Origin of the sequence: Pseudofulvibacter geojedonensis (assembly GCF_042675745.1) — a bacterium.
In the GTDB taxonomy this organism is placed as follows: Bacteria; Bacteroidota; Bacteroidia; order Flavobacteriales; family Flavobacteriaceae; genus Pseudofulvibacter; species Pseudofulvibacter geojedonensis.
In genome coordinates, this window is sequence record NZ_JBHTJM010000009.1 from 308,914 (window position 1) to 331,606 (window position 22,693).

General features: G+C 30.2%; 23 protein-coding genes. 6 read left to right on the plus strand and 17 right to left on the minus strand.

Annotated features, from left to right (window positions below; translation table 11 throughout):
- Positions 1–152: 152 nt before the first annotated feature.
- Genes ACFQ1O_RS11015 through ACFQ1O_RS11035 form a run of 5 tightly spaced genes read right to left on the minus strand, consistent with a single transcriptional unit; the run spans position 153 to position 4,753 of the window.
- The gene (locus ACFQ1O_RS11015; protein ID WP_377716072.1) at positions 153–1,313 is read right to left on the minus strand and encodes a metal ABC transporter permease; all 1,161 of its coding nucleotides are present in this window, start codon (positions 1,311–1,313) and stop codon (positions 153–155) included.
- Positions 1,306–2,433 (minus strand): iron chelate uptake ABC transporter family permease subunit, encoded by a 1,128-nt coding sequence (locus ACFQ1O_RS11020; RefSeq protein ID WP_377716073.1) that lies wholly within the window; start codon positions 2,431–2,433, stop codon positions 1,306–1,308. The genes ACFQ1O_RS11015 and ACFQ1O_RS11020 overlap by 8 nt, the downstream gene beginning before the upstream one ends.
- Positions 2,434–2,435: 2 nt before the next feature.
- On the minus strand, positions 2,436–3,173 hold the full coding sequence (locus ACFQ1O_RS11025) for a metal ABC transporter ATP-binding protein (RefSeq protein WP_377716074.1): 738 nt from the start codon (positions 3,171–3,173) through the stop codon (positions 2,436–2,438).
- A gap of 1 nt (position 3,174) precedes the next feature.
- On the minus strand, positions 3,175–4,095 hold the full coding sequence (locus tag ACFQ1O_RS11030; protein ID WP_377716075.1) for a metal ABC transporter solute-binding protein, Zn/Mn family: 921 nt from the start codon (positions 4,093–4,095) through the stop codon (positions 3,175–3,177).
- Between the two features lies 1 nt (position 4,096).
- The gene (locus ACFQ1O_RS11035) at positions 4,097–4,753 is read right to left on the minus strand and encodes a metal-dependent transcriptional regulator (protein WP_377716076.1); all 657 of its coding nucleotides are present in this window, start codon (positions 4,751–4,753) and stop codon (positions 4,097–4,099) included.
- A gap of 190 nt (positions 4,754–4,943) precedes the next feature.
- Between ACFQ1O_RS11035 and ACFQ1O_RS11040 the strand changes: the two genes are divergently transcribed.
- Together ACFQ1O_RS11040 and ACFQ1O_RS11045 are read left to right on the plus strand one after the other, a co-directional pair.
- On the plus strand, positions 4,944–7,235 hold the full coding sequence (locus ACFQ1O_RS11040; protein WP_377716077.1) for a TonB-dependent receptor: 2,292 nt from the start codon (positions 4,944–4,946) through the stop codon (positions 7,233–7,235).
- A 67-nt stretch (positions 7,236–7,302) separates the two neighbouring features.
- Entirely contained in the window at positions 7,303–7,968 is a 666-nt protein-coding gene (locus ACFQ1O_RS11045) for a hypothetical protein (RefSeq protein ID WP_377716078.1), read from the plus strand.
- A gap of 20 nt (positions 7,969–7,988) precedes the next feature.
- On the opposite strand, the gene ACFQ1O_RS11050 is transcribed toward ACFQ1O_RS11045, so the two are convergent.
- The 4 genes from ACFQ1O_RS11050 to ACFQ1O_RS11065 all read right to left on the minus strand — a co-directional run bounded on the left by ACFQ1O_RS11050 (position 7,989) and on the right by ACFQ1O_RS11065 (position 12,761).
- Positions 7,989–9,629, minus strand: a complete 1,641-nt coding sequence (locus ACFQ1O_RS11050) for a serine hydrolase (protein ID WP_377716079.1) — start codon at positions 9,627–9,629, stop codon at positions 7,989–7,991.
- A 182-nt stretch (positions 9,630–9,811) separates the two neighbouring features.
- Positions 9,812–10,405, minus strand: coding sequence for a helix-turn-helix domain-containing protein (locus ACFQ1O_RS11055; RefSeq protein ID WP_377716080.1), 594 nt, complete (start codon positions 10,403–10,405; stop codon positions 9,812–9,814).
- 231 nt (positions 10,406–10,636) lie between these two features.
- The gene (locus ACFQ1O_RS11060; RefSeq protein WP_377716081.1) at positions 10,637–11,602 is read right to left on the minus strand and encodes a M28 family peptidase; all 966 of its coding nucleotides are present in this window, start codon (positions 11,600–11,602) and stop codon (positions 10,637–10,639) included.
- Between the two features lie 91 nt (positions 11,603–11,693).
- On the minus strand, positions 11,694–12,761 hold the full coding sequence (locus tag ACFQ1O_RS11065) for a helix-turn-helix domain-containing protein (RefSeq protein WP_377716082.1): 1,068 nt from the start codon (positions 12,759–12,761) through the stop codon (positions 11,694–11,696).
- A 65-nt stretch (positions 12,762–12,826) separates the two neighbouring features.
- Between ACFQ1O_RS11065 and ACFQ1O_RS11070 the strand changes: the two genes are divergently transcribed.
- Positions 12,827–13,222 (plus strand): hypothetical protein, encoded by a 396-nt coding sequence (locus ACFQ1O_RS11070; protein ID WP_377716083.1) that lies wholly within the window; start codon positions 12,827–12,829, stop codon positions 13,220–13,222.
- Between the two features lie 57 nt (positions 13,223–13,279).
- Here ACFQ1O_RS11070 and ACFQ1O_RS11075 read toward each other — a convergent pair whose 3' ends face one another.
- A complete protein-coding gene (locus ACFQ1O_RS11075; protein ID WP_377716084.1) occupies positions 13,280–13,861 on the minus strand; it encodes a hypothetical protein in 582 nt (193 codons plus the stop codon).
- Positions 13,862–13,906: 45 nt separating this feature from the next.
- Positions 13,907–14,911 carry an NAD(P)H-dependent glycerol-3-phosphate dehydrogenase gene (locus ACFQ1O_RS11080; RefSeq protein ID WP_377716085.1) on the minus strand — a complete coding sequence of 335 codons (1,005 nt, stop codon included), beginning with the start codon at positions 14,909–14,911 and terminating at the stop codon, positions 13,907–13,909.
- Positions 14,912–15,076: 165 nt separating this feature from the next.
- Here ACFQ1O_RS11080 and ACFQ1O_RS11085 point away from each other — a divergent pair, with 165 nt between their 5' ends.
- On the plus strand, positions 15,077–16,027 hold the full coding sequence (locus ACFQ1O_RS11085; protein ID WP_377716086.1) for a nicotinic acid mononucleotide adenyltransferase: 951 nt from the start codon (positions 15,077–15,079) through the stop codon (positions 16,025–16,027).
- An 89-nt stretch (positions 16,028–16,116) separates the two neighbouring features.
- Here ACFQ1O_RS11085 and nadD read toward each other — a convergent pair whose 3' ends face one another.
- Genes nadD through ACFQ1O_RS11100 form a run of 3 tightly spaced genes read right to left on the minus strand, consistent with a single transcriptional unit; the run spans position 16,117 to position 18,135 of the window.
- Positions 16,117–16,698: a nicotinate (nicotinamide) nucleotide adenylyltransferase gene (gene nadD, locus ACFQ1O_RS11090; protein WP_377716087.1), complete on the minus strand. Its 582-nt coding sequence runs from the start codon at positions 16,696–16,698 to the stop codon at positions 16,117–16,119.
- Between the two features lies 1 nt (position 16,699).
- A complete protein-coding gene (gene gmk, locus ACFQ1O_RS11095) occupies positions 16,700–17,278 on the minus strand; it encodes a guanylate kinase (RefSeq protein ID WP_377716088.1) in 579 nt (192 codons plus the stop codon).
- Positions 17,278–18,135 carry a YicC/YloC family endoribonuclease gene (locus ACFQ1O_RS11100; RefSeq protein ID WP_377716089.1) on the minus strand — a complete coding sequence of 286 codons (858 nt, stop codon included), beginning with the start codon at positions 18,133–18,135 and terminating at the stop codon, positions 17,278–17,280. Before ACFQ1O_RS11100 ends, gmk begins: the two co-directional genes overlap by 1 nt.
- A gap of 363 nt (positions 18,136–18,498) precedes the next feature.
- Here ACFQ1O_RS11100 and ACFQ1O_RS11105 point away from each other — a divergent pair, with 363 nt between their 5' ends.
- Positions 18,499–18,939, plus strand: coding sequence for a DUF1761 domain-containing protein (locus tag ACFQ1O_RS11105; protein WP_377716090.1), 441 nt, complete (start codon positions 18,499–18,501; stop codon positions 18,937–18,939).
- Positions 18,940–19,030: 91 nt separating this feature from the next.
- On the opposite strand, the gene ACFQ1O_RS11110 is transcribed toward ACFQ1O_RS11105, so the two are convergent.
- From ACFQ1O_RS11110 to ACFQ1O_RS11120, 3 genes are read right to left on the minus strand one after another with little or no spacing between them, the layout of a single operon-like run.
- Positions 19,031–20,191: a peptidogalycan biosysnthesis protein gene (locus ACFQ1O_RS11110; protein WP_377716091.1), complete on the minus strand. Its 1,161-nt coding sequence runs from the start codon at positions 20,189–20,191 to the stop codon at positions 19,031–19,033.
- Positions 20,191–21,087, minus strand: a complete 897-nt coding sequence (locus ACFQ1O_RS11115; protein ID WP_377716092.1) for a DMT family transporter — start codon at positions 21,085–21,087, stop codon at positions 20,191–20,193. Before ACFQ1O_RS11115 ends, ACFQ1O_RS11110 begins: the two co-directional genes overlap by 1 nt.
- The gene (locus tag ACFQ1O_RS11120; RefSeq protein ID WP_377716093.1) at positions 21,080–21,436 is read right to left on the minus strand and encodes an arsenate reductase family protein; all 357 of its coding nucleotides are present in this window, start codon (positions 21,434–21,436) and stop codon (positions 21,080–21,082) included. Before ACFQ1O_RS11120 ends, ACFQ1O_RS11115 begins: the two co-directional genes overlap by 8 nt.
- A 99-nt stretch (positions 21,437–21,535) precedes the next feature.
- Here ACFQ1O_RS11120 and ACFQ1O_RS11125 point away from each other — a divergent pair, with 99 nt between their 5' ends.
- On the plus strand, positions 21,536–22,681 hold the full coding sequence (locus ACFQ1O_RS11125; RefSeq protein ID WP_377716094.1) for a cystathionine gamma-synthase: 1,146 nt from the start codon (positions 21,536–21,538) through the stop codon (positions 22,679–22,681).
- The last annotated feature ends 12 nt before the right edge of the window (positions 22,682–22,693 follow it).

The window sequence follows — 22,693 nt, forward strand, 5'->3', positions numbered from 1 at the left end:
GGTTTTTAATCAGTGGTTTTACTTATATGAAAAAAACTTTTCTTTAGATGATTCAAAGATAATAAAATCTTTTAACCCACAAATTTTTTCTTAACATAATTTAATTTTATAATAAAAAATACGTTTAAGAAATTAGTTTGTAACTTAATAAACTACCCTCTAAACAAAAAGAAATCATCTTTCATTTCTTCTATAGCTTCGCCTTTATTATCGGTTATATAATCAATAGCACTAGTAGTAAACTTATTTCCTTTTTTAGTTAAAGAAACTACATTATTATTTACACTAATCATATTATTTTTCAAAGCTAAACTCAATACTTCTTCTGCCTTAACTTGTTGCCAATTGATATGCTCTGTTAAATGATTAACATGTCTTTCCTCTTCTTCTGTATGATTCTTTAAGTGCAATAGAAATGTTAACAACATCACCTCTATTTTTTGTTGTTTTTGCTTATATAAAACTGATAGAATTCCAGTCTTTGGAGCTACTAAAAATACTAGTAAGAATATTACACCTAATACTGTAGTAATAGAACCTGCTATAGAAGCATCTAAACTATGTGCTAACCAATAACCAGTTATAGCAGCAAACACACCAAATAGTATTGACAATACTAACATCTTCTTTAAGTCTTTTGTCAGTAAATAAGCAGTTGCTGCTGGCGCTATCATTAAAGCTATAACCAATATGGCTCCTACAGCATCAAAAGCACCAACTATAGTAATTGAAGACATCGTCATTAATCCGTAATGAATTATTACTGGAGAAAACCCTAACGCTGATGCCAAACCAACGTCAAAAGTACTCACCTTTAACTCTTTAAAAAAGGCTAGTAATAAACCTAAAGTAACTAATAAAATAGACCCTATTACCCAAAGTGATTTCGGCCCATAATCTACTCCTCCTATCATTAATCTATCAAATGGTGCAAAAGCCAATTCACCTAACAATACAGCGTCTATATCTAAATGAACATCGTTAGCGTTTTGAGCAATTAAAATAACTCCCAAACTAAACAAAGCTGGAAACACTAAACCAATAGCAGTATCTTCTTTTACCAAGCCAGTTTTTTGTATAAAAGCTACTAACATTACTGTCAGTACTCCTGTTAAAGCTGCTAATAAAATTAAGATGGGAGAAGATATATCATGAGTAATCAAAAAACCTACTACAATTCCAGGTAAAATTGCATGACTAATAGCATCTGTTATTAAAGCCATTCGTCTTAAAACCAAAAACACTCCTGGTATAGCACATGCTATAGCAACTAAACTAGCAATTAATTGTATTTCTAACTGAACACTAGTCATTTTCTAACACGTTTTGGTTATACAAGTTCTTTGCTACATCAAAGCCTTCTGTTGTTAAAGACCAGTTATTACCCGACACTTTTATTAGATTTTGATTCTCTAATTTTTTTAGTGATTTCTTAGTAAAACCTTGAAAGTTATTAAGGATTTTAATGGTATGAGGGTGAGTAATATCTTCGTGGGTTTTAGCTATATCATACATAAAAGATAATGTTTTATGCAGCTTTAAATCGTTTCTGTTATTCCAAAATCTAATCTCTCTAAACAACAAACCTCTAATAGGAGAAAAAACAAACGATATAAACACAAAAACCGAAGCAACCAAAACTATTAATGGCCCCGTAGACAAATTGGGTTGAGTAGCACTAATTCCTGTACCTATAACTCCTGAAAAAGCTCCAATAAAAGCAGCCAATACAACCATTACCCATAGTTTATTAGTCCATTGCCTAGCGGCGGCTGCAGGTGCTAAAATCATAGCACTCATTAAAACTACTCCAACAGTTTGTAATCCTAAAATAATAGCTATAACAATAAAAGATGTTATTAAAGTGTCTAACAACTTAATATTAAACCCTAATGTTTGAATGTAGTCTGCATCAAACAGTAACAATTTAAACTCTTTCCAGAACACTAATAATATAAGTAAGCAAATACTTGTTACCCATACCATAAACCAAACATCTTTCTCTAACAAAGTAGCTGCTTGACCGAAAAGGTAATCTTCTAAACCTGCCTGATTAGCATTGGGTTGTTTTTGTATGTAAGTTAACAACAACATTCCCACACCAAAAAAAACTGATAGTATTAAGCCTAAAGCAGTATCTGACTTTAAGTGTGTTTTAGAAATAATGTTTTTAATCCAAAACGCTCCTAACAAACCACTAATCAAAGCTCCAATGAGTAAAGCTGAATTATCTTTAGTACCACTAATTAAAAAAGCCAAAGCTATTCCTGGTAACGCTGCATGAGAAATAGCATCCCCTAAAAGGCTTTGCTTTCTTAAAACCGCAAAACTACCCATCATACCGCATACAGCACCTAATATTGCCGTACCTATAGTAATTGTTCTTAAGGTATAATCTGAAAACAGTAATTCTATGTATTCTTGAATACTCATTCCTACCCCTGAATACTAACTTGATAATTAATACCGTATGTTTTAATTAAGTTATCGTCGTTAAAAATATCTTTAACAGGGCCCGTGGCTATTTTCTTTACATTTAAAAACGTAACCCAATCAAAATACTCGGGTACTGTTTGTAAATCATGATGTACAACAATAACTGTTTTTCCTGCTTTTCTTAAGTTTTTAAGAATTTTAATAATTGCCTTTTCTGTAGTAGCATCTACCCCTTGAAAAGGTTCATCCATAAAGTAAATTTCTGCATTTTGGACCAATGCTCTTGCCAAAAAAATACGCTGCTGTTGCCCCCCCGACAACTGACTTATTTGTCTGTTTTTAAATGGTAACATACCTACCATTTCTAAAGCTTCTAAAGCAGCTTTTTTCTCTTTTTTACCCGGTCTTTTAATCCAACCTAACTTACCATAAGTTCCCATTAAAACTACATCTAAAGCTGTAGTAGGAAAATCCCAATCTACACTTCCTTTCTGAGGAACATACGCTACTAAAGAACGCTGTTTTTTATACGATTTCCCGTAAATAGATATCGTTCCAGCAATCGGTTTTATAATGCCTAAAATAGACTTTATAAGTGTTGATTTTCCTGCACCATTAGGCCCAACTATAGCCATTAAAACTCCTTCTGGTATCGTTAAATCGATATCCCATAAAACTGGCTTGTAGTTATACGCAACCGTTAAATCGTCTATGGTTATGGCCACTTTATCGCTCATACTACTTTAAGGCATTCACTATTGTATTCATATTGTACCTATACATCCCGGTATATGTTCCCTCTTTAGTATCTGGATTACCTAAAGCATCAGAAAATAACGTACCTCCAATTTTTACTTCGTGTCCTTTAGACTTTACAGCAGCTTGTAAAGCCTCTACAGTCCTTACAGGCACTGAACTTTCTATAAAAATTGCTTTTACATTTTTATCTATTATTACTTGTGCTATTTTTTGCACATCTTGTACACCCGCTTCTGTAGCTGTAGACAAGCCTTGTAAGCTTACCACTTCAAAATCAAAAGCATCTCCAAAATAAGCAAAGGCATCATGAGCCGTTACCAATACTCTTTTTTCTTTTACTAACTCATTTGCTTGTAATAACAGGTCTTTTTGTAAAACTTTTAGCTTGGCAATATATTCCTGTCCGTTATGTTTATAAGCCTCAGCATTTTTAGCATCTAAAATACTTAGCTGTTCAACAACGTAATTTGTTGCTTTTATCCAATTAGCTATAGCAAACCAAAAATGCGGATCATAACTAGAGCTAAAATCAGCAGAAGAAATTAGTTTCGACTTTTCTACTGCATTAGCAATAGCTATGGTTTTTTTGCCTTGCTTACGCATATTATTAAATACATCGTCTAGTTTACCTTCTAAATGCAAACCATTATAAAAGATAACATCTGCATTAAAAAACTTAGTAACATCTCCTTCACTAGCTTTATACAAATGCGGATCTATTCCTGCGCCCATTAAACCCTCAAGTTCTATTAAATCTCCTGCTACTTCATTTAACAAATTGGTTACTTGAGAAGTTGTAGCTACAACTTTTAATTTAGCATTAATGCCTTTCTTCTTTTCTTCTTTTTTACAAGAAAATAAAACCAAAATACTTAGCAATGCTATTAGCAAATTTTTCATCTTATAAATTCTTAACATAAATATTATTAGCTATTTGAAATGAAATAACATATTCCTTCTCTTCCATTTCTATTCGCATAGAATTATCAAACTTCTCCTTTTCTAATACTTTCATTTCCTTTCCTAAAGCAATTCCTTGTTTGTCTAAATATTTTAAAAACTCAGAAGAAGTATCTTTTACTCCTACGCAAATAGCTGAAGCTTCTGAATTAAGGGTTGATAGTAAAACTTTTTCTTGAAAATTAATATTCCCATCTTTATCTGGAATAGGATCTCCATGAGGATCTCTTTTTGGGAAACCTAAAAACTCATCTAACTCATCTATTAATTTCTCAGATTGAATATGCTCTAATTGTTCGGCTACTTCATGCACCTCATCCCAATTAAAATTAAGCTTCTCTACTAACAATACTTCCCACAAGCGATGCTTACGTATAATATTTACGGCTATTTTTTCTCCTTGTTTGGTTAAGGTTACTCCCTGATACTTTTTATATAACACCAATTCTTTATCTGCTAGTTTTTTAACCATATCGGTTACAGATGAAGCCTTGGTTTCCAATTGTTTTGCAATTGCATTTGTACTAATACCTTTTGAGTATTGAGCACTTAAATGAAACATTGCCTTTAAATAGTTTTCTTCTGACTTTGATAACATTGTAAGTTATACTGTTTTTTTTTAAATGTTATTCCACCACCCACTATACCATTAAAAATCAAGGTGTTTTATGTAATAAACATTTATATTTTAGACAAATATAACACTATTTTTAGATTTATTTTGTTTTAATTTTTAGTCTTGTCTAAAAATTTTATTAGTTTTGCGTAAATTTTTAAGCCACAAATCAATGTCAAAGTATTTTTTATGTATTCTTTTTGCACTCATTTTTAGCATTTCTTTTGCTCAACATGATTCAAGTAAAAAACATCAAATAAAAGGAACAATTACCTCTTTAAATAAACCTTTAGCTTATGTTAATGTATATTTACAAGGAACTTCAATCGGGGTAATTACAGATGAAAATGGAAATTATTCATTAAGTGTCAATCACGGAGATTATATTTTAGTAGCTCAAGCTATAGGCTACTCTATAGAAAAAAAGAGCATCCATATAGATGGACCATCAACCTATAACTTCGATTTAAAAGAAGATGTTTTAGGTTTAGACCAAGTGGTAATTTCTGCTACAAAAACCTCATTAAACAGAAAAGAAGCACCTGTTTTAGTTACAGTTACAAGTGCTAAAGATCTAGAACAAATCAATGCCACTTCTTTAATAGACGGACTTACATTTCAGCCTGGTTTACGAACAGAAACAAATTGTCAAAACTGTGGATTTTCGCAAATTAGAATTAACGGATTAGACGGTGCATACTCACAAATACTAGTTAATAGTAGACCTATTTTTAGTTCTTTAAACGGTATTTATGGTTTAGAGCAAATTCCATCTAACATGATCGAACAAATTGAAGTAACTCGTGGTGGTGGATCGGCTATTTTTGGTGCCAATGCAATTGCTGGAACAATTAATATTATTACTAAAGATCCTGAACAAAACGGCTATCAGGTTAATAGTAAATTAAATTGGATAGATGGAAAAGCACCAGAAAGTGTTTTGAGCTTTAACAGCACCAATGTATCTAAAGACTTAAACAAAGGAATTACATTTTACGGTATGTACCGCCATAGAAAAAATTATGATGCAAATAATGATGGTTTTTCTGAATTACCTAAATTGAATAATATTAATTTTGGACTTAAGTCTTTTTATAATTTTAATGACAGAAAAAAACTAACCGCAGAATTTACTACGCTACAAGAGTTTAGAAGAGGTGGAGATCAGTTAGACTTACCTGCTCATGAAGTCTTAACAGCCGAGGAAATTAAAAATAGAATAGTTGGAGGTGGCTTAACCTATGAGTATTATTCGCCTAGCGAAAAAAACAAAATATCATTATATAGTAATACTCAAAGTACCTTATCTAACAATTATTATGGTGCTAATCAAGATCCAGATGGATACGGAATTACTGAAGATATTACTTTCCTTTCTGGATTTCAGCATAGTTACAAAGTCAATGAATTTATTGGTGGTAGCATGAAGCTTACCTCTGGAGTTGAATACAACTTTAACAAAATTACAGAAGATAGAAGAAATGCTTTAGTTGACTTCTTTAAACAAGAAACCAACACATTAGGTATTTTTACTCAAGCCGATTGGAAAATTAGAAAAAATTTAAAAGTTCTTACTGGTGTTAGAGGAGAGTATTTTGAATCTAACTTTAGAAATAAATCTTTATTTATCTTAAACCCTAGAGTAAGTGTTTTGTATAACATTACTAAAGATTTAAGTTTTAGGTCTGGGTATTCTCAAGGTTTTAGAGCCCCTCAATTTTTCTCTGAAGATGTTCATTCAGAAATTATTACAGGAGAAATTAGAAATGTTGCTCTAGCAGATAATTTAAAAGAAGAAAAATCTCATAGTTTTATTGGTTCATTAGAATACTCTCATAAACATGATGATCATCAGTTTTTAGCTACTCTAGAAGGTTTCTTTACTAGAATTAACAACCCTTTTGTTTATGAAGATAGAGGTGTAGATGGAAATGGGTTGCTACTAAAAGAAAAAATAAATGGAGACCGAGCTACTGTAAACGGTATAAACATAGAAGTTAAATACAGTCCTAACCCAAAATACAGCATTCAATTAGGTGGTACAGCTCAAAATAGTTATTATGAAAATTATTTTGAACCGGAGGATGGTATTAGTACCAATAAAATTTTAAGAACGCCACAACTATACGGAAATGCTCTTATAAACTATACACCTAATAAAAAATGGGACTTTAACTTATCTAGTGTTCTAACCGGAAAAATGTATGTTCCTCATGTAGAAGGATATATAACAGAAACTAGATTAGAAGAAACACCAACTATGGTAGATGTAGGTTTTAATACCGGATATACTATAAGATTAGACCATAAAAATGATATAAAATTAACCAGTGGTATTAAAAATATTTTTAATAGTTATCAAGATGATTTTGACAAAGGTGTAGATAGAGATCCTAATTATGTTTATGGGCCTAGCCAACCCAGAACCTTTTATATTGGAGTTAAATTTGGCACCAATTTATAATAGTTAATCCCTTCTTTACAGAGGGGATTTTTTTATGTAGTTTTGTTTATAGACAAACTTTACTGTTATGCGCACAAACCTGTTATTATTAAGTTTATTCATTTTTAGTTATACACTTGCTCAAAAAGAGCGAAAAGTTAGTACGAGTTATGGTTATAAAACTACCCAATTAACCACTATAACTAAAGATACTCCTCAAGCTATACAAACAGATAAATTCTATTTAAACAGTACATCTAATGCTTTGGTAAAAGGAGGTAAAAACAGAATTATTCTGCCAGTTTATTTACCTGAAAACACTCAAGAGTGGTTTTATAGGTATACCGCTTCTAGAAATGAAAATGATATTAATAATACTTTAAAAACCTTTAATCTAGCAGGAGAATTAACAGAATACATAAACAGCAAAAACCCATTAAAAGGAGCCGTTAATAACTTAACCACTCCTCCTGGTGCTGATATATGTGATATTTATGTAATGACAGAATCTAATGCTAAATTATTCAAAGAAAAAGAAGATTTTGAATACGTTATTAGCGCTTCTAGAGAAAACTACAAATCGGGTACTGTAATGGTTAAAAACAACAACCAAGAATTAATATACTTAGGTATTAATAATCCAGATAGCTTACACGGTATTCATGTGGCTGTTGAAATTGTAGCTATTGTAGCTCAAGAAAGCCAGATAGAAGAAACTATTCGCATTCCGATTTACACCTATTACTTAGAGTAAATCACATTTATGACTAAAAATCAATATTTTTTAGCTTTTTTAAGGTTTTCTCTATATGTTTCTAATGATTTATGATTTACTTTTTCTCCTAACTCTACCGCTTTTTTAAAACAATTAACTGCTTTTTTATATTCTTTATAATTAAAATATGCTTCACCTAAACTATCCCAAGCATTTGGAGAATGTGGGAATCGTATTGTGTTTTCTTTAAAAAAATCTAAAGCATACTTAGGTGTTTTAGAATAAAGAAAATCATATCCAAATTCATTAAGTGTTCTTTCATTTGGATTATAGGAATTTAAAAAAATCTTTTTTAAACTATCTGCTACTTTTACTTTATCAGCCTCTAGATGAATTTTCATTACACCCCTCATAGTACTATTAGAAGGATTCACTCTATAACCACTATACTTTGAAAGCCTATTGAAGTAATCTTTTAAAGCATACATACCTCCAGCTTTTATAAACTTATCATAAGAACTCCTGTTTGGATAGCCTTTTAATTTAAATTCATCTTTCAAACCATTAGCTCTTAGGTGTATTTGATGTAAAATTTCTTCAGCTTTTAAGTTGTTTCTATTTGCTAAATATATAATTGTTGTTTGGTCATCATATAATCCAATATAAGCACTATTTCCTGCTAAAGCGCCTCCATGACCATATAACCTTACATGAATGTTTTTTTCTAAAATATCGTCCCAATTTCTTACCCATCCATAACCATAACCCTCCTTATTAGGTTCAAGCATTATTTTTGTAAACTCTGGAGATAATAATTTATGAGTTTTTATTGCTTTACTCCAAATAAACAAGTCTTCTACTGTAGAATACATTCCTCCTGCGGCATAAGCAGTAGATTGATCTCTAAAAGGTGCTTTGCTTATTTCTCCACCATGTTCAGATGTCCACCAATCCCAACCGTAAACTTCTCTATAGCTATACCCTTTGGCTAATTCTTTTTCAACAAACTGATTACTGGCAAATCCTGTATTTTTTAATTTTAAAGGAGTTACTATTTTTTCGTTTAATAATTCCGCAAAAGATTCCCCTGAAACTTCTTCTAAAATTGCACCTAATAAATCATAACCCAAACTGCTATAGTAAAAACGGTTTCCAGGTTTATCAATCAAATGAGTTTTACCAATAAGTTCTACCAATGTTTTAGGTGTATACTTAGTTTTACCAAAATCTGATAAATCAACTCCAATTGCTTGAAGGGAATTATAATGACCTAATCCAGATGTATGAGCCAATAATTGATGTATTGTTATATGATTTGCTTTATCCTTTGGCAAGTAAGGTAAATAATTACCTATAGTATCGTGAAGTTTAATTTTCCCATCTTCAACTAATTGCATAACAAGCATTGATGTAAATTGCTTGGTAACAGAACCTATACCATATTTAGTATCTACCTTATTTAACTCATTAGTTTTTCTGTTTGCCTTACCATAGGCTTTTTTAAAAATAATTTTGTCATTTTTAGCAACTAACACTGTACCACTAAACGGACTTCTAATCTTAATTTTTAAACCTGGATTTTCATAGCTCTCCATTAAATCTCCAATTGTTTTGGGTTCAGGTTTTAAAACGGTATATATTACCCAAATAAAAATTAATGATAGAACTGCAAGGCCAATTTTTAATAATTTGTTTTTCATGTTACTTAATTTCTGTTCGTTTTTGAATTAAGCAACAAAACTATCTAGGATACTTAAATTTTTTTGTATCAAGTTACAATCATTCTTACCTCATTTACATGTCATTTACTTGCAAAATCCACTAAATCAATTGTTTAATATTTCCTAAACAACAAATAACTGATTTTACTTTTCGTTTTTATTTAAAATAAATTAGTCACAAATGCCAACACATTTTCATCCTTTTTATTTAATTGAGAGGCAGTTTTAACAATAGTAAATACATTATAAATTAAAGCAACTAAAAAAAATGTATTAGCAGTATAATGTCCAAATCCTGCTTCTCCAGTAATTAAATTTGTTAAAATTATACATGAAAAAGCCCCAACTATAACACTTATACTCCAAAGTAATTGAAAACTAATAATTTTTCCTGCAATTATATTTTTAGTAAGAGTTTTTTTATTCTTTTTCCAAACTAATAGCGGCAATATTATATTGATAAATGGAATGAATACTAAAACTAATGCATAAAAATTCATTTTTTTTAAAGCCAAAAAATCAATGTTAGAATCTTTTTTATTTTCTAAATCTGGTAATAAATCTATAATTTCTATTCCTAAAGATTCTGCTAAAATTCTTATTGTATATGCTCGAGGCTTAACCGTTCCTTTTTCTATACGTTGTACCGTACTTAATGAGACATTAGCTCTCTCTGCTAAAGCTTCTTGAGATAATCCTAACTTCTTTCGATAATGAACAATATTACTTGATAGACCAAAACTTTCATTATTCATAAACCAAAATATTCTTTTAAATTCTTACTAAATACAAAGATAACTAATCGATTCTTGTTAAGAAGTAAAGATGAATAATGATAAGATATTTATGACGAAAATAAACTTGTTCCTATTTTTTTCCACCCAAAATCATAGCTTTTTATGAACAAAGGTGTCGAAATTGTAGCTCAAGAAAGCCAAATAGAAGAAACTATTCGCATTCCGATTTACACCTATTACTTAGAGTAATTATTCTAGGTTAAACAACGCATAAGTCACCCCTTTAATTACCTCAGCCATTTTATAATAATTCAATGTTTCTGGAGTATCTGTTACTTGATGATAATTCTTATTCCTAAAAAAAGAAGTATCTGTAACCATTACAGCATCAAATCCATGTTCCCAATAGTTTAAATGATCAGAAAAATCTATTCCTTGTACAGAGGCTGGTGCGTTAATTGATTTAACTTTTATATCACTCCCTTTTCTAAGCCCTTTCTTCACTACTCTGGTTATTTTTCCTTTTCCAAATTTTCCAACTACGGCTATATAATTGGCTTTAGAAGGATAAAATAATTTTAAAATTGACAACGGGTATTCTTGTGATTTTTTTTCTTCTGAAAAGTAACCAATCATCTCTAAAGAAATCATTGCTTTTACCTTAATTCCTTTATCTTTTAAACTTTTGGCATGCACATAACTTCCCATATATTCTGTTCTAAAAAAAGGAGGCTCTTCTAATGTATAAGCAACAAATTCAAATCTGTAATGAGTCTTCGGTTTATGCACTTGAAATTGTCTAGCTATTTCTAATAAGCCAGCTACTCCACTAGCATTGTCATCTGCTCCTTGTTGTTCGCCACAAACATCATAATGAGCTCCAATAACAATTCGCTCTCCATTTTCTGGTCCATAATAAGCAATTATATTTTTATACTCTTTGCCATAAACACTAAAAACTTGTTCTGAAACCTCTAAACCTATTTTAGTAAACTCTTGCTTAATATAATTACCCGCTTCATTTAACGATGCTATATTTTTGTAGTTTCTTGCTTTAGGTGTAGTGCATAATTTTAAAACATCATTTTTAATTTGAATAGTATCTACATTAATTTTTGATGTTGAATCTTTTTTTACAAAAAATACAGGATTCCCAATGGCTTTTATAAAAGTAACTAATAAGATTAGTACTAATAACACTTTAACTTTTTTCATAATTCTAATTTTATATCTTGTACAAAACTAGATCTGAAATTGTAGTTAAGTTGTAAAAATATTACTGGATAGTTCCTCGATATTTAAATACTTATAAATCTCGGACACTTTTAAACTCTTTAGGAGTTTTCTGAGTAAATTTCTTAAACGCACTATAAAAACTAGACTTAGATTTAAAACCACTTTCTAAAGCTATTGCCGTAATAGTATACTTATCAAAATCTGGATTCAATAACATTTCTTTTGATTTCTCTACCCTTAATTGACTAATAAAATCTGTTAAATTCAACTCTTGATTTTTATTAATTAGTTGAGAAATATAACTTGGTGATTTATCAAACTTATTCGCTAAATGTTTAAGGTCTAATTCAGAACTTAAATAAGCCTTTTCATTTTTTATATAATAAATTATTCTAGTATATAATTCCTGAGAAACCTCCCTGTTTTTATTATTAGTAGATAACTTATTGATTTGTCTTCTTATTTGCTTTCTCTCATTAGTGATTTGTGCCTTAAAAACAGAAACATATCCAATCCAATAAATTAAAAAACTAATACTAATCCATAAAATATAGAAAGGATAGAAACTTATTTTACCTACAGTAAACGAATTAATACTATAAAACCAATACAAACATATTATTATGCCTATTATTAATAAGTGCTTGAGCCAATTTACCTGAAGTTTTATAGTATTTCTGTCTTCTTTAAGAGTTTCATATTTTCTTATTTTAAAATAGATTACTACAATTAAAAACAAACTATACAATGAAGAACTGTTTTCATAAACCTTATAGAAATCAAAATTGTTAAAAGAGTAATAGTCTAATATTATTAAAAGTAAAGCTATAAAGAAGGGTATAAACAGTACTCTTTTCTCTATTGTAGAAATCTTTAGGTTTAAGTATTTATGTACAAACAAATAGAAAAAAGGAATAATTAAAATTTCAATCGGAATAATAAAGATGTTCTGTATTTGTAATAAATTAAGAAGTATTAATAAATACTGTATATTACTTGACACTAAACACAAAACCGTTAAGGAAAGAAACCTATTAGTTTTAGATGCATATTTAGGATGGAATAGTAATACTCCAGAAAATATCAGTCCGTGTAAAACACCTAATAATATTAGTACTTGATATATATTTAACTCCAACTCAAATTATTTTATGGTAAAAGTAAACTTGTTCTTATTTTTGCCATCCAAATTATAGTTTTTTTATGAAAAAAGATATAGAAATACCTGTTGTAGAAAAAGTTTATGTAGCGGTAGTACAAGAACTAAATAAAGAACATAATGAAAAAGATTGGGTTGCCTATATTATTAATGATCAGGAAGTAGATTTAGAAATGGCTTTGATTGTTTCTGAAGGATACTCAAAAACTAAAAAGACTACTAAGTTTAGACACTCTATACAGAACTTACCTAAAAAGTCGTATGCTAAAATTGAGTTATTACAAGAACAAGTATTTGAACTAAATAACTTGTTTTATGTAACCTTTTTTGCAGAAGGTAAAATGTACGAGAAAAAATACTTGTTTAGAAAAAATACCATTAACGAAAAAGCCTTACAAGACATTCCTTTAATGGATGTAAGAGGTGTTTTAGTTAAGTAAATTGTTAAAGAAAATAAGTTTTCAGTTTGAAAAAGAATCACTGATAGTACTTCTATTTTATGCATATCCTAATCTCAAGTATCTTACTCCGTTTTTTTTATAACAGTTAATAATTGAAATTAAAGCATCTAAATCCTTTAAGAATTTTCCATTTTTATAATATTCAATTTCTGGTGGATATAAAGTTCTAATCGATTCAGATAACTCTTTGTTGCTATTGAATTTTATTTTATTAGCAAAATCTCGATTTTTTTCAAGTTTATTTTTAAATATCAGAAGTAAATCAAACATTGATTCTGTTCTTATTTTTGTCTTTTCTGCATGCTTTTTGAATTCTTCTTCTGCATCTCTAATTTCTCCATATTTTTCCATTTCCTCGAATATAGATTTGTCATCAATATAAATATTTTGAAATAGACTTAAATCTATATCAAGTTCATTTTCTAATTGACTAACGGTAGCATATTCATCATATCCTCCAACTTGTTCGAAAAAATATGATAATCCACTTGGAAAATCATCAACACATCCTGTATCAGTTTCTGGAATTAAGTAATAATACATTCCCAAATTTGAATTTGTGTTTTTTGACGATGAAAATGATATCAAACTTAGAAACAAAGTAATCAATACTTTCATTTTTTAAATCTAACTATAGTTAACGACTAGCTACTAAAGACTTACCTAATCCAACTTATCGGTCAGTTTTTTAAAGATTTTCTTAGGGTTTTTTGCGTCGTATAATACGGCATAAACAGCATCTATAATAGGCGTTTTTGCTTTTTTAGTACTCGCTTCGTTAAGCTTGTAGGCACTTTTAGTAGCATAATACCCTTCGGCAACCATACTCATCTCCATTTGAGCAGATTTTACTGTATAACCTTTACCTACCATATTACCAAACATTCTATTTCTACTAAAAACAGAATAGCCTGTTACCAACAAATCTCCTAAATATGCAGAGTTGTTAATATTACGTTTCATCTTATGGCGCTTTTTAATAAAACGTTTCATTTCTCTAATAGCATTACTCATTAACACGCTCTGGAAATTATCTCCATAACCTAAACCATGTGCAATACCAGCAGCAACCGCATAAATGTTTTTTAACATTGCCGCATACTCGGTACCAATAATATCATCAGAAATTTTGCACTTGATATAATCGCCAGACAAGACATCGGCTAAAGTTTTTGCTTTCTCCTCGTCTGCACAAGCAATCGTTAAATAAGAAAGTCTTTCTAGAGCTACTTCTTCAGCATGACATGGACCTGTAATAACTCCTATATTTTCAAAAGGAATATGATAGTGTTCGTTAAAGTGTTCGCCTACTATTAAACTACTCTCAGGAACAATTCCTTTAATAGCAGAAAAAACTACTTTATTTTCTAAACTAACTGTTAACTTTTCTAGTTCTTTATATAAAAAAGCTGAAGGGATAGCGAAAATTACATAATCTGCAAAGGCAACAATTTCATTAATATCTGAACTTAATTGTAGCTTTTCTGTATGAAACTCTACAGAGCTAAGATAATTAGGATTATGATATGCCGTTTGTATATGTTCTATTGCAGACTCATTACGCATATACCAACCAACCTCATTTAGGTTTTCGCATAACATTTTTACTATAGCTGTAGCCCAACTACCGCCTCCTATTACTGCAAACTTTTTATTGTTTTTTTCCATCTATAAATCAACCATTTTTGCCTAACCAGTTAAACAAGTTCTACCGTATAAAGCCATCAAAAATACATAAAATATTACGTTTTATCTTACTTATTGGTTATCAATAGATTAAGGTTTTGGCATAAAAGTTGATGATTATATAATATAACTACAAAATAAAAGCTTATGAAAACTCTAAAATTACTCTTCGGAATCATGCTAACCAGCCTTTTCTTAGGTTCTTGCTCTGTTGAAATAATTGATGAGCATCCTATAGCTCCTTCACAAACATTACACCAAAAACTAAGCAGTTACGACTTATGGTACATAGATATACACCAAACAACTGGTCATGGTGAAGTTCCTTCAATACAAAGAGCTTTTACAATGTCTTTTCAGGGTGATACTGTATATGCCAATAACAACTTAGCTGGTATAGGAACTACTGGTAACGGCTATGGAATACCAATTGGCTATTTTAGTGCTTTTGATAATATTTTAGAGATTAACGACAATTTACACGGTTATTGGGCTGTAGAAGTATACCAATTAGCAGCCAACAAAATTGAACTATACCATAGACCTACTAATACATCGTACATAGCGTACGGATATTATAGAAGTACATTTAATTACGATCAGGTTTTTTATGATAATATTCATTATTTCTTACAAGAATATGAATCGTGGGAAAAAGTAGCTACGCTAGGTGGTACCGAAAACGAATTTGATGCAGAGAATTTTTTACAGTTTTTAGCTAGCGGAAATAATGGTGACTTTAGAAGTTCGAGAGATCTTCCTGGAACACCTGTACATAACTTATATTGGGATTATACCGGATTGTATAATGTTGCTAATTTTTCTGACACCAATACAGTTAAAGCTCTAACATTAGATTACGATTATTTTACAGACGAATACTTTGAATTAAGTGTTATTACCGATAGTGAAATAGAATTATACCACCCAAGTTCTGGAACTGCATATAGATTTGTAGGACGCAATTTTATTCAGTACAAAACAGCTGATAATAAAGACAAAAAAAGAACAAAAATTACTTTGAAGGATTTTGGAAAAGAATCTAGTAAAAGAACGATTAATCCCAATAGCGGACAGAACTTAAAAAGTTCTAGATAACAAGTTTAAATCGCTTCTAACAGAAGCAAGTTGATTTAATAATTAATTTTAGTTGGTTAATGAAGCCGTTTACTGAGAAGTAGGTGGCTTTATTTTTTATAAAAATTCATCTCATCTATATATTGCCAAACCTGACTATCTAATAAAGGACGAATATTTTTTCCTTCTTTAATACTATTACGAATCATCGTAGAAGATATTTCCATAATAGGAGCGTTTACTCTCGTAATTTTTGGATGATCTTTAAACCGATGTTCAATTACTCCTTCTGATATTCTTGGGTAAACATATATGTGATAATTTTCTAGTATACTTTCGTAGTTCTTCCATTTATGAAAGCCTTTTAAATTATCTTCTCCCATAATTAATGAGAACTCATACTTCGGATACTTTTCTTCTAAATGTGCTAAGGTATGAACTGTATAATTTGGCTCTGGTAACTTAAACTCTATATCACTTGGTTTAATTTTGTCATAATTTTCAGTAGCTTTATACACCATTTCTAGTCTATGATGATTGGCCAATAAACTACTTTTCTTTTTAAACGGACTTAAAGGTGTAACCACCATCCATAACTGATCTAAGTCTGAGTTTTCTACCAAATGATTAGCTATTGCTAAATGCCCAACATGAATGGGATTAAAAGTACCAAAATACAAACCTACTTTCATACTATATCCTTTTCTTAAGGAAATTATGAGCCAACTCTTCTGCTTCTTTTAAAGCTACTTCTAAATTATCATTCTCTATAATAAAATCAAATTGTGGTGCTGTTGCCAATTCTATTGAAGCTTTTGCTACACGCATATTAATTTTATCTTCACTTTCTGTAGATCGCTTTTTTAAACGTATTTTTAGCTCTTCTATACTTGGCGGTTTTACAAAAACAGATAATGTTCTTTCTGGGTAAATACGCTTAATATCAATACCTCCAACCACATCTATATCAAAAATAACATGCTTGCCTTTAGACCAAATTCTCTCAACTTCAGATTTTAAGGTTCCATAAAAATTATCTCTGTATACCTCTTCCCACTCTAAAAACTCGTCTGCTTTAATTTTATTTTTAAACTCCTTAAGAGATAAAAAATAATAGTCTTTTCCATCTACTTCTTCTCCCCTTGGTTCTCTTGAAGTTGCAGATATGGAAAATTCTAAATTTAACTTATCTATTCCTAATAAATGCCTAACAATAGTGGTTTTACCAGATCCAGATGGTGCCGAAAAAACTAATAATTTTCCTTTAATCATTATAAAACATTTAAAAGTTGTTCTTTTATTTTCTCTAACTCATCTTTCATCTGCACAACTAATTTCTGCATAGGTGCATAGTTAGATTTAGATCCTATTGTATTAATTTCTCTACCCATTTCTTGAGCTATAAAACCTAATTTTTTACCATTAGATTCTACGGTATTTAACGAGGTAATAAAATATTCTAAATGATTTTTCAATCTTACCTTTTCTTCAGTAATATCATACTTCTCTATATAGTATACTAGTTCTTGCTCAAACCTATTTTCGTCTACAGACTCTTTTAAGTCAGAAATAGCTTTTTGTAAACGATCCTTAACTGCTGCTACTCTTTCAGGGTCTATAGCTATAACCTCTTCTAATAAATTGCCAATATTAGAAACTCGCTTCACAAAATCTACTTCTAAAGCTTTTCCTTCATCCAATCTATAATCATTAATAGCTTTTAGAGCGTTTTTTACATGTGTCTCTATTGCTTTCCATTCATTTTCATCAATCTCTTCTCTAGTCGCTTTTGCTGCATCTGGCAAACGCATCGCTATTTGCAGAAAGTCTATATCAGATCCTTCAGATATCAATTTTAATTGCTTGATATATTCTGAAACTACGGGAGTATTAATTTTTGTATTGGTTTCTTCACCTGTAATTTCTACATATAAAGATACATCTACCTTTCCTCTAACTAAAGATTTAGCTACCATGGTTCTTAATGGCAATTCCTTTTCTTTATAAAAAGAAGGTATTCTTGCATTCATGTCTAGGTTTTTACTATTTAAAGATTTTACTTCTATAGTAATTTTTTTAGTAGGAAGTTGCAAAACACTTTTCCCATACCCGGTCATAGATTGTATCATAATTCTGAAAAAATTTCAACAAAGGTAACAATACCAAATGTATTTTATATTGAACCTTATAAATAGTTTAATCTAAATGTAAAATCCTAAAAAACGATCTCTATTTCTTTACATAGGTTAAGAACATTTGATTTTCACAACAAATTTTTCTTTTTATACAACTCTATAACCCTACATATTAACTAGAATATCTATATTAGCCATAGATTATTACACTATAAGTGTTTTATAATTGTGGGTTAATAAAGCGGAAGGAAACTTCTGCTTTGTTTTTTTATATTCTTTTTTAAAAACCCAACTCTTTCATACTCAAATAAAAAGAGCTATATTTAAAACTAACTAATCTTTTAAATTTTAATTATTATGGATATAAATCCTAATTGGATAGCCTTAATTGTAGCTTCCTTATCTACCCTTGTAGTTGGTTTTATTTGGTATAACCCAAAAGTTTTTGGGACTATTTGGATGAACGAAATAGGAATGACTGAAGAAAAAGCAAAAAAAGCTAACATGCCTCTTATTTTTGGTTTATCTGTAGTTCTAGCCTTCTTAGTTTCGTTTACACTTATGATGATGGTTATGACTGGTGGAGGACCAGGCGAAATGCAACATGGAATTGAACAAAATATGACTTTTAAACACGGGGCTTTTCATGGTGCTTTACTAGGTATATTTGTAGTTTTACCAGTTGTTGTTACTAATGGCCTTTATGAGCAACGCTCGTTTAAATACATGATGGTAGTTACTGGTTACTGGATTGTAAGTTTTGCTATTATGGGGGGTATTATAAATGCTTGGCCTTAAAATAAAGTATTATCTAGTTATAATGTCATTCCGAACATCGTAAAAGAATCTCTTTATTAAAGCTGATTGTTACGCTTTGCTCGCAATGACATTACTTTTTAAAAGGATGTCTCTGTTCAAAAGCTGTTGGTTTTATCTTTTTTAAGAAAGGTTTTACCAAAAAGTTTGCAACCGACTTTTTATGTCTTACATAACAAACCAAACTCTCTGGAACTGCTCCCAAAGTACTCTTTATTTCGCCAGCAGTTCTTCCAAAGTCTACTTTCTTAAGTTTTTTATCTATACCTATGTGTACATAGTCATATAGCATTCTAGAGTAAATAGCATGCTCTTTATTTAGTGCATAATCAATCCCAACATAATGAGCATCTAATTTATCATTATTTACAAGCCCACTCATAAAACCTACTATTTCATCATCTAAAGAATAGACCCTAAAAACAAATTTATCTTTTAAAATATTTTTAAAAGCAGCATACGTACTTAAGTTTAAAACTTCCGGATTAAAACCTGCTTTATCTACAACGTTAAGATATAATTTAGTTAGCTTTTCTTTGTTTGTGATTATCTCTTCAGATGTAAAATCTTTAGCTATTAAAGAGTTGCTCGTTTTATAAGCTTTTTTTGCTTTCACCCTAAATTTAGACTTAAAAGCTCCTATATAATCTTCAAAACTTTGCCATTCAGGATTAAGAGTTAAAACCATATTCGGATCTACAAATACAGGAACATAATTATAATTTTTAAGTTCAGAAGTTATAGGTAAGGATGCGGTTTCAAAGTCTTTTAACAAAATAACATCTGTTAACTTTTTTAAATACCTATCGCTCTTAATTACTTTATGTATTCCTCTTATAATCTCATTAAAAATTGCTTTTTTATCTTCTCCTGTCTTTATATAAACGCCGTATTCTCCACTTAAAAAAGCATTTCCACAAATTACTATTTTTACGTAATCTCTCTTAATAAAGCAATTTAATTTGTGAGCTACTCGCTGGGTAAACTTACTAGTATTATTGCTAAAGTTTGTTTCTGAAAAATCAAACGATATTACTTGAATAGTAGCTAATGATACTGCTTTGTTTTCATTAAAAACCACTACGTAATAAAACTGAATTTTATTAGAATTATGAGCTTCTAAAGCTTTCAAATAATCTTTAGAAAAATATATCTTTTCTTTTGTATCTAACGCTAACCAAACAGTTTCAGGAATTTCTGAAACATATTGATAAATCTCTTTAGTGTAGTTCATTATGATTGAGTCGGTTTTTTAACCGGTTTGCTTACCAAATATACACCAATAAATATTAAAACTGCCGCAACTATCTTTACTGGATTTAAAGAGTCGCTGCCCATAATTATAGCAAAAATACCTGCCATTACTGGCTGTAAATATAAAAATGTACTTACTGTAGAAGCTTTTAACTGTCTTAATGCAAGTGGGTTTAAAATATATGTTCCGAAAGTTGCAGCAATAATTACAAAAATTATCGAAAATGAAATATAAGGAGTGAAACTATTCCACTGAACTACTGATAATTCTGAAAACCCAAAAGGTAATATCATAAACATGCCAATTAAAAACAACCATTTTATAAAGGTATATGGGTGGTATTTTGCAGTAAGTTTCTTAACAATTATAATATAAAAACTATAGGACACAGCATTAATAAAAACTAAAAAATTCCCTAATAATACGTTATCGGAACTTTGGGTAGACTTACCATAGAGTGTTAATACCAAAGCCCCTAAGAAGCCTACAACAACGCCTATAATTTTTAAACTCGTCAGTTTCTCTTTTAACAAAAAAGAAGATAAAATTAATACCACTATCGGAACGGTTACCATAATAACAGCTGCATGTATTGGTGTAGTATAGGACAAGCCTTTAAAAAAAGTAAGCATATTAAAGGCTATCCCAAAAAATGCAGCAGCGACAAAGGTTAAAAAGTCCTTTCTCTCAATTTTTTCTTTTATCGTAAATAAGCTAAATATCCAAAATAAAGTAGTAGCACCTATAACCCTTAACAAAATAAAGCCATAAGGAGCTATATAACCTCCGTCGATTACATCGTTAGCAAATGTAAAAGTTACTCCGTAAAATACCTGCACCAAAAAAGCTGCTATAAATGCAAATTTTTTACCCATTTTGAATAGCTTCTTTAGCTAATTGAACATTCTTTTTACTGTTACCTATAAATATTTCATTATTAAATAATAAAACAGGTCTCTTTAAAAAAGTATAATGTTCTAAAATATATTGTTTATAATCTGCTTCTGTTAAAGATTGATTTTTTAAATCCATTTCTTTATACAGCTTAGCTCTTTTACTAAATAAAGCTTCGTAACTACCAGATAGTTTGTGCATTTCTTCTAACTGTTTTACTGTAATCGCTTCCTCTTTTATGTCTTGTAAAACAACTTCTGAAGACAGATTCCAATCCTTCATAATTCTTTTACAAGTATCACAAGTTTTTAAGTAATAAAGTTTATTCACAACGTATAAATTTAAGATACACAAAGTAACGGCATTTTAATTTTATACTACTCAGTATTAGATATAAATATTACATTTATATTGTTAAAAAAGGAACATATGAAATTCAACACTAAAACCATTCACGGTGGTCAGAGTCACGAGGCTTCTACAGGTGCAGTAGTACCTCCTATATTTCAAACTTCTACCTATGCGCAACCCAGCCCAGGAGTTAATAAAGGATATGAATATTCTAGAATAACTAATCCGAGCCGTACAGCTTTACAAAATGCTTTTGCCGCCATAGAAAACGGTACTCATGGCTTTGCATTTTCTTCTGGTATTGCAGCAGTAGATTGCGTATTGCGATTATTAAGTCCGGGAGACGAAATAATTGCGGGAAAAGATATTTATGGTGGCTCGTACCGTATGTTCACTCAGCTATTTCAAAAATATGGATTGAAATTTCATTTTGCAGATATGGCTAAACCAGAAAATGTAACAAATGTTATTACCTCTAATACTAAATTAATTTGGTTAGAAACCCCAAGTAATCCGTTGTTAAAAATAGTAAATATACAAGCCATTGCTTCTGCCACCAAAAAAGTAAACCCTAATATCTTAATTGCTGTAGACAATACTTTTGCAACTCCGTATTTACAAAAACCTTTAGACTTAGGTGCAGATATTATCATGCATTCGGCTACTAAATACCTAAGCGGCCATTCTGATGTTGTTATAGGAGCCTTAATCGTAAAAAATGAGCAATTAGCTAAAGACATTCATTTTATACAATATGCAGCAGGTGCTATTGCCGGACCAATAGATTGCTTTTTGGCCTTAAGGGGCATCAAAACATTACATGTAAGAATGCAACGTCATTGCGAAAACGCTAAAGCTGTTGCCAATTACTTAGTAAAACACCCAAAGGTTGCAAGTGTTTATTATCCCGGTTTAGAAAACCACTCAAATCATACAATTGCCAAAGAACAAATGAATGACTTTGGAGGCATGGTTTCTTTTAAGTTAAAAGACAACAACAAAGAAGCTGCTACTCAATTTATAGAGAACGCAAAGCTATTTACCTTGGCTGAATCTTTAGGAGGTGTAGAAAGTTTAATGAGTTATCCTATAAGCATGTCTCATGCTTCTTTGCCAGATGCAGAAAAAGAAGTATTAGGCATTTCCCATTCTTTAATTAGGTTAAGTATTGGTATAGAAGACATAGATGACTTATTAAAAGATTTAGAACAAGCTTTATCTTAAAATTACACAAAT

Excerpts from the sequence above, each read along its gene's own strand:
- ACFQ1O_RS11030 (WP_377716075.1), bottom strand. The coding sequence starts at position 4,095 with ATGAAAAATTTGCTAATAGCATTGCTAAGTATTTTGGTTTTATTTTCT.
- ACFQ1O_RS11025 (WP_377716074.1), bottom strand. The coding sequence starts at position 3,173 with ATGAGCGATAAAGTGGCCATAACCATAGACGATTTAACGGTTGCGTAT.
- ACFQ1O_RS11085 (WP_377716086.1), top strand. The coding sequence starts at position 15,077 with ATGAAAACTCTAAAATTACTCTTCGGAATCATGCTAACCAGCCTTTTC.
- ACFQ1O_RS11125 (WP_377716094.1), top strand. The coding sequence starts at position 21,536 with ATGAAATTCAACACTAAAACCATTCACGGTGGTCAGAGTCACGAGGCT.
- ACFQ1O_RS11075 (WP_377716084.1), bottom strand. The coding sequence starts at position 13,861 with ATGAAAGTATTGATTACTTTGTTTCTAAGTTTGATATCATTTTCATCG.
- ACFQ1O_RS11050 (WP_377716079.1), bottom strand. The coding sequence starts at position 9,629 with ATGAAAAACAAATTATTAAAAATTGGCCTTGCAGTTCTATCATTAATT.
- ACFQ1O_RS11060 (WP_377716081.1), bottom strand. The coding sequence starts at position 11,602 with ATGAAAAAAGTTAAAGTGTTATTAGTACTAATCTTATTAGTTACTTTT.
- ACFQ1O_RS11055 (WP_377716080.1), bottom strand. The coding sequence starts at position 10,405 with ATGAATAATGAAAGTTTTGGTCTATCAAGTAATATTGTTCATTATCGA.
- ACFQ1O_RS11100 (WP_377716089.1), bottom strand. The coding sequence starts at position 18,135 with ATGATACAATCTATGACCGGGTATGGGAAAAGTGTTTTGCAACTTCCT.
- ACFQ1O_RS11045 (WP_377716078.1), top strand. The coding sequence starts at position 7,303 with ATGCGCACAAACCTGTTATTATTAAGTTTATTCATTTTTAGTTATACA.
- ACFQ1O_RS11015 (WP_377716072.1), bottom strand. The coding sequence starts at position 1,313 with ATGACTAGTGTTCAGTTAGAAATACAATTAATTGCTAGTTTAGTTGCT.
- ACFQ1O_RS11110 (WP_377716091.1), bottom strand. The coding sequence starts at position 20,191 with ATGAACTACACTAAAGAGATTTATCAATATGTTTCAGAAATTCCTGAA.
- ACFQ1O_RS11035 (WP_377716076.1), bottom strand. The coding sequence starts at position 4,753 with ATGTTATCAAAGTCAGAAGAAAACTATTTAAAGGCAATGTTTCATTTA.
- ACFQ1O_RS11115 (WP_377716092.1), bottom strand. The coding sequence starts at position 21,087 with ATGGGTAAAAAATTTGCATTTATAGCAGCTTTTTTGGTGCAGGTATTT.
- ACFQ1O_RS11105 (WP_377716090.1), top strand. The coding sequence starts at position 18,499 with ATGGATATAAATCCTAATTGGATAGCCTTAATTGTAGCTTCCTTATCT.
- ACFQ1O_RS11080 (WP_377716085.1), bottom strand. The coding sequence starts at position 14,911 with ATGGAAAAAAACAATAAAAAGTTTGCAGTAATAGGAGGCGGTAGTTGG.
- gmk (WP_377716088.1), bottom strand. The coding sequence starts at position 17,278 with ATGATTAAAGGAAAATTATTAGTTTTTTCGGCACCATCTGGATCTGGT.
- ACFQ1O_RS11020 (WP_377716073.1), bottom strand. The coding sequence starts at position 2,433 with ATGAGTATTCAAGAATACATAGAATTACTGTTTTCAGATTATACCTTA.
- nadD (WP_377716087.1), bottom strand. The coding sequence starts at position 16,698 with ATGAAAGTAGGTTTGTATTTTGGTACTTTTAATCCCATTCATGTTGGG.
- ACFQ1O_RS11040 (WP_377716077.1), top strand. The coding sequence starts at position 4,944 with ATGTCAAAGTATTTTTTATGTATTCTTTTTGCACTCATTTTTAGCATT.
- ACFQ1O_RS11070 (WP_377716083.1), top strand. The coding sequence starts at position 12,827 with ATGAAAAAAGATATAGAAATACCTGTTGTAGAAAAAGTTTATGTAGCG.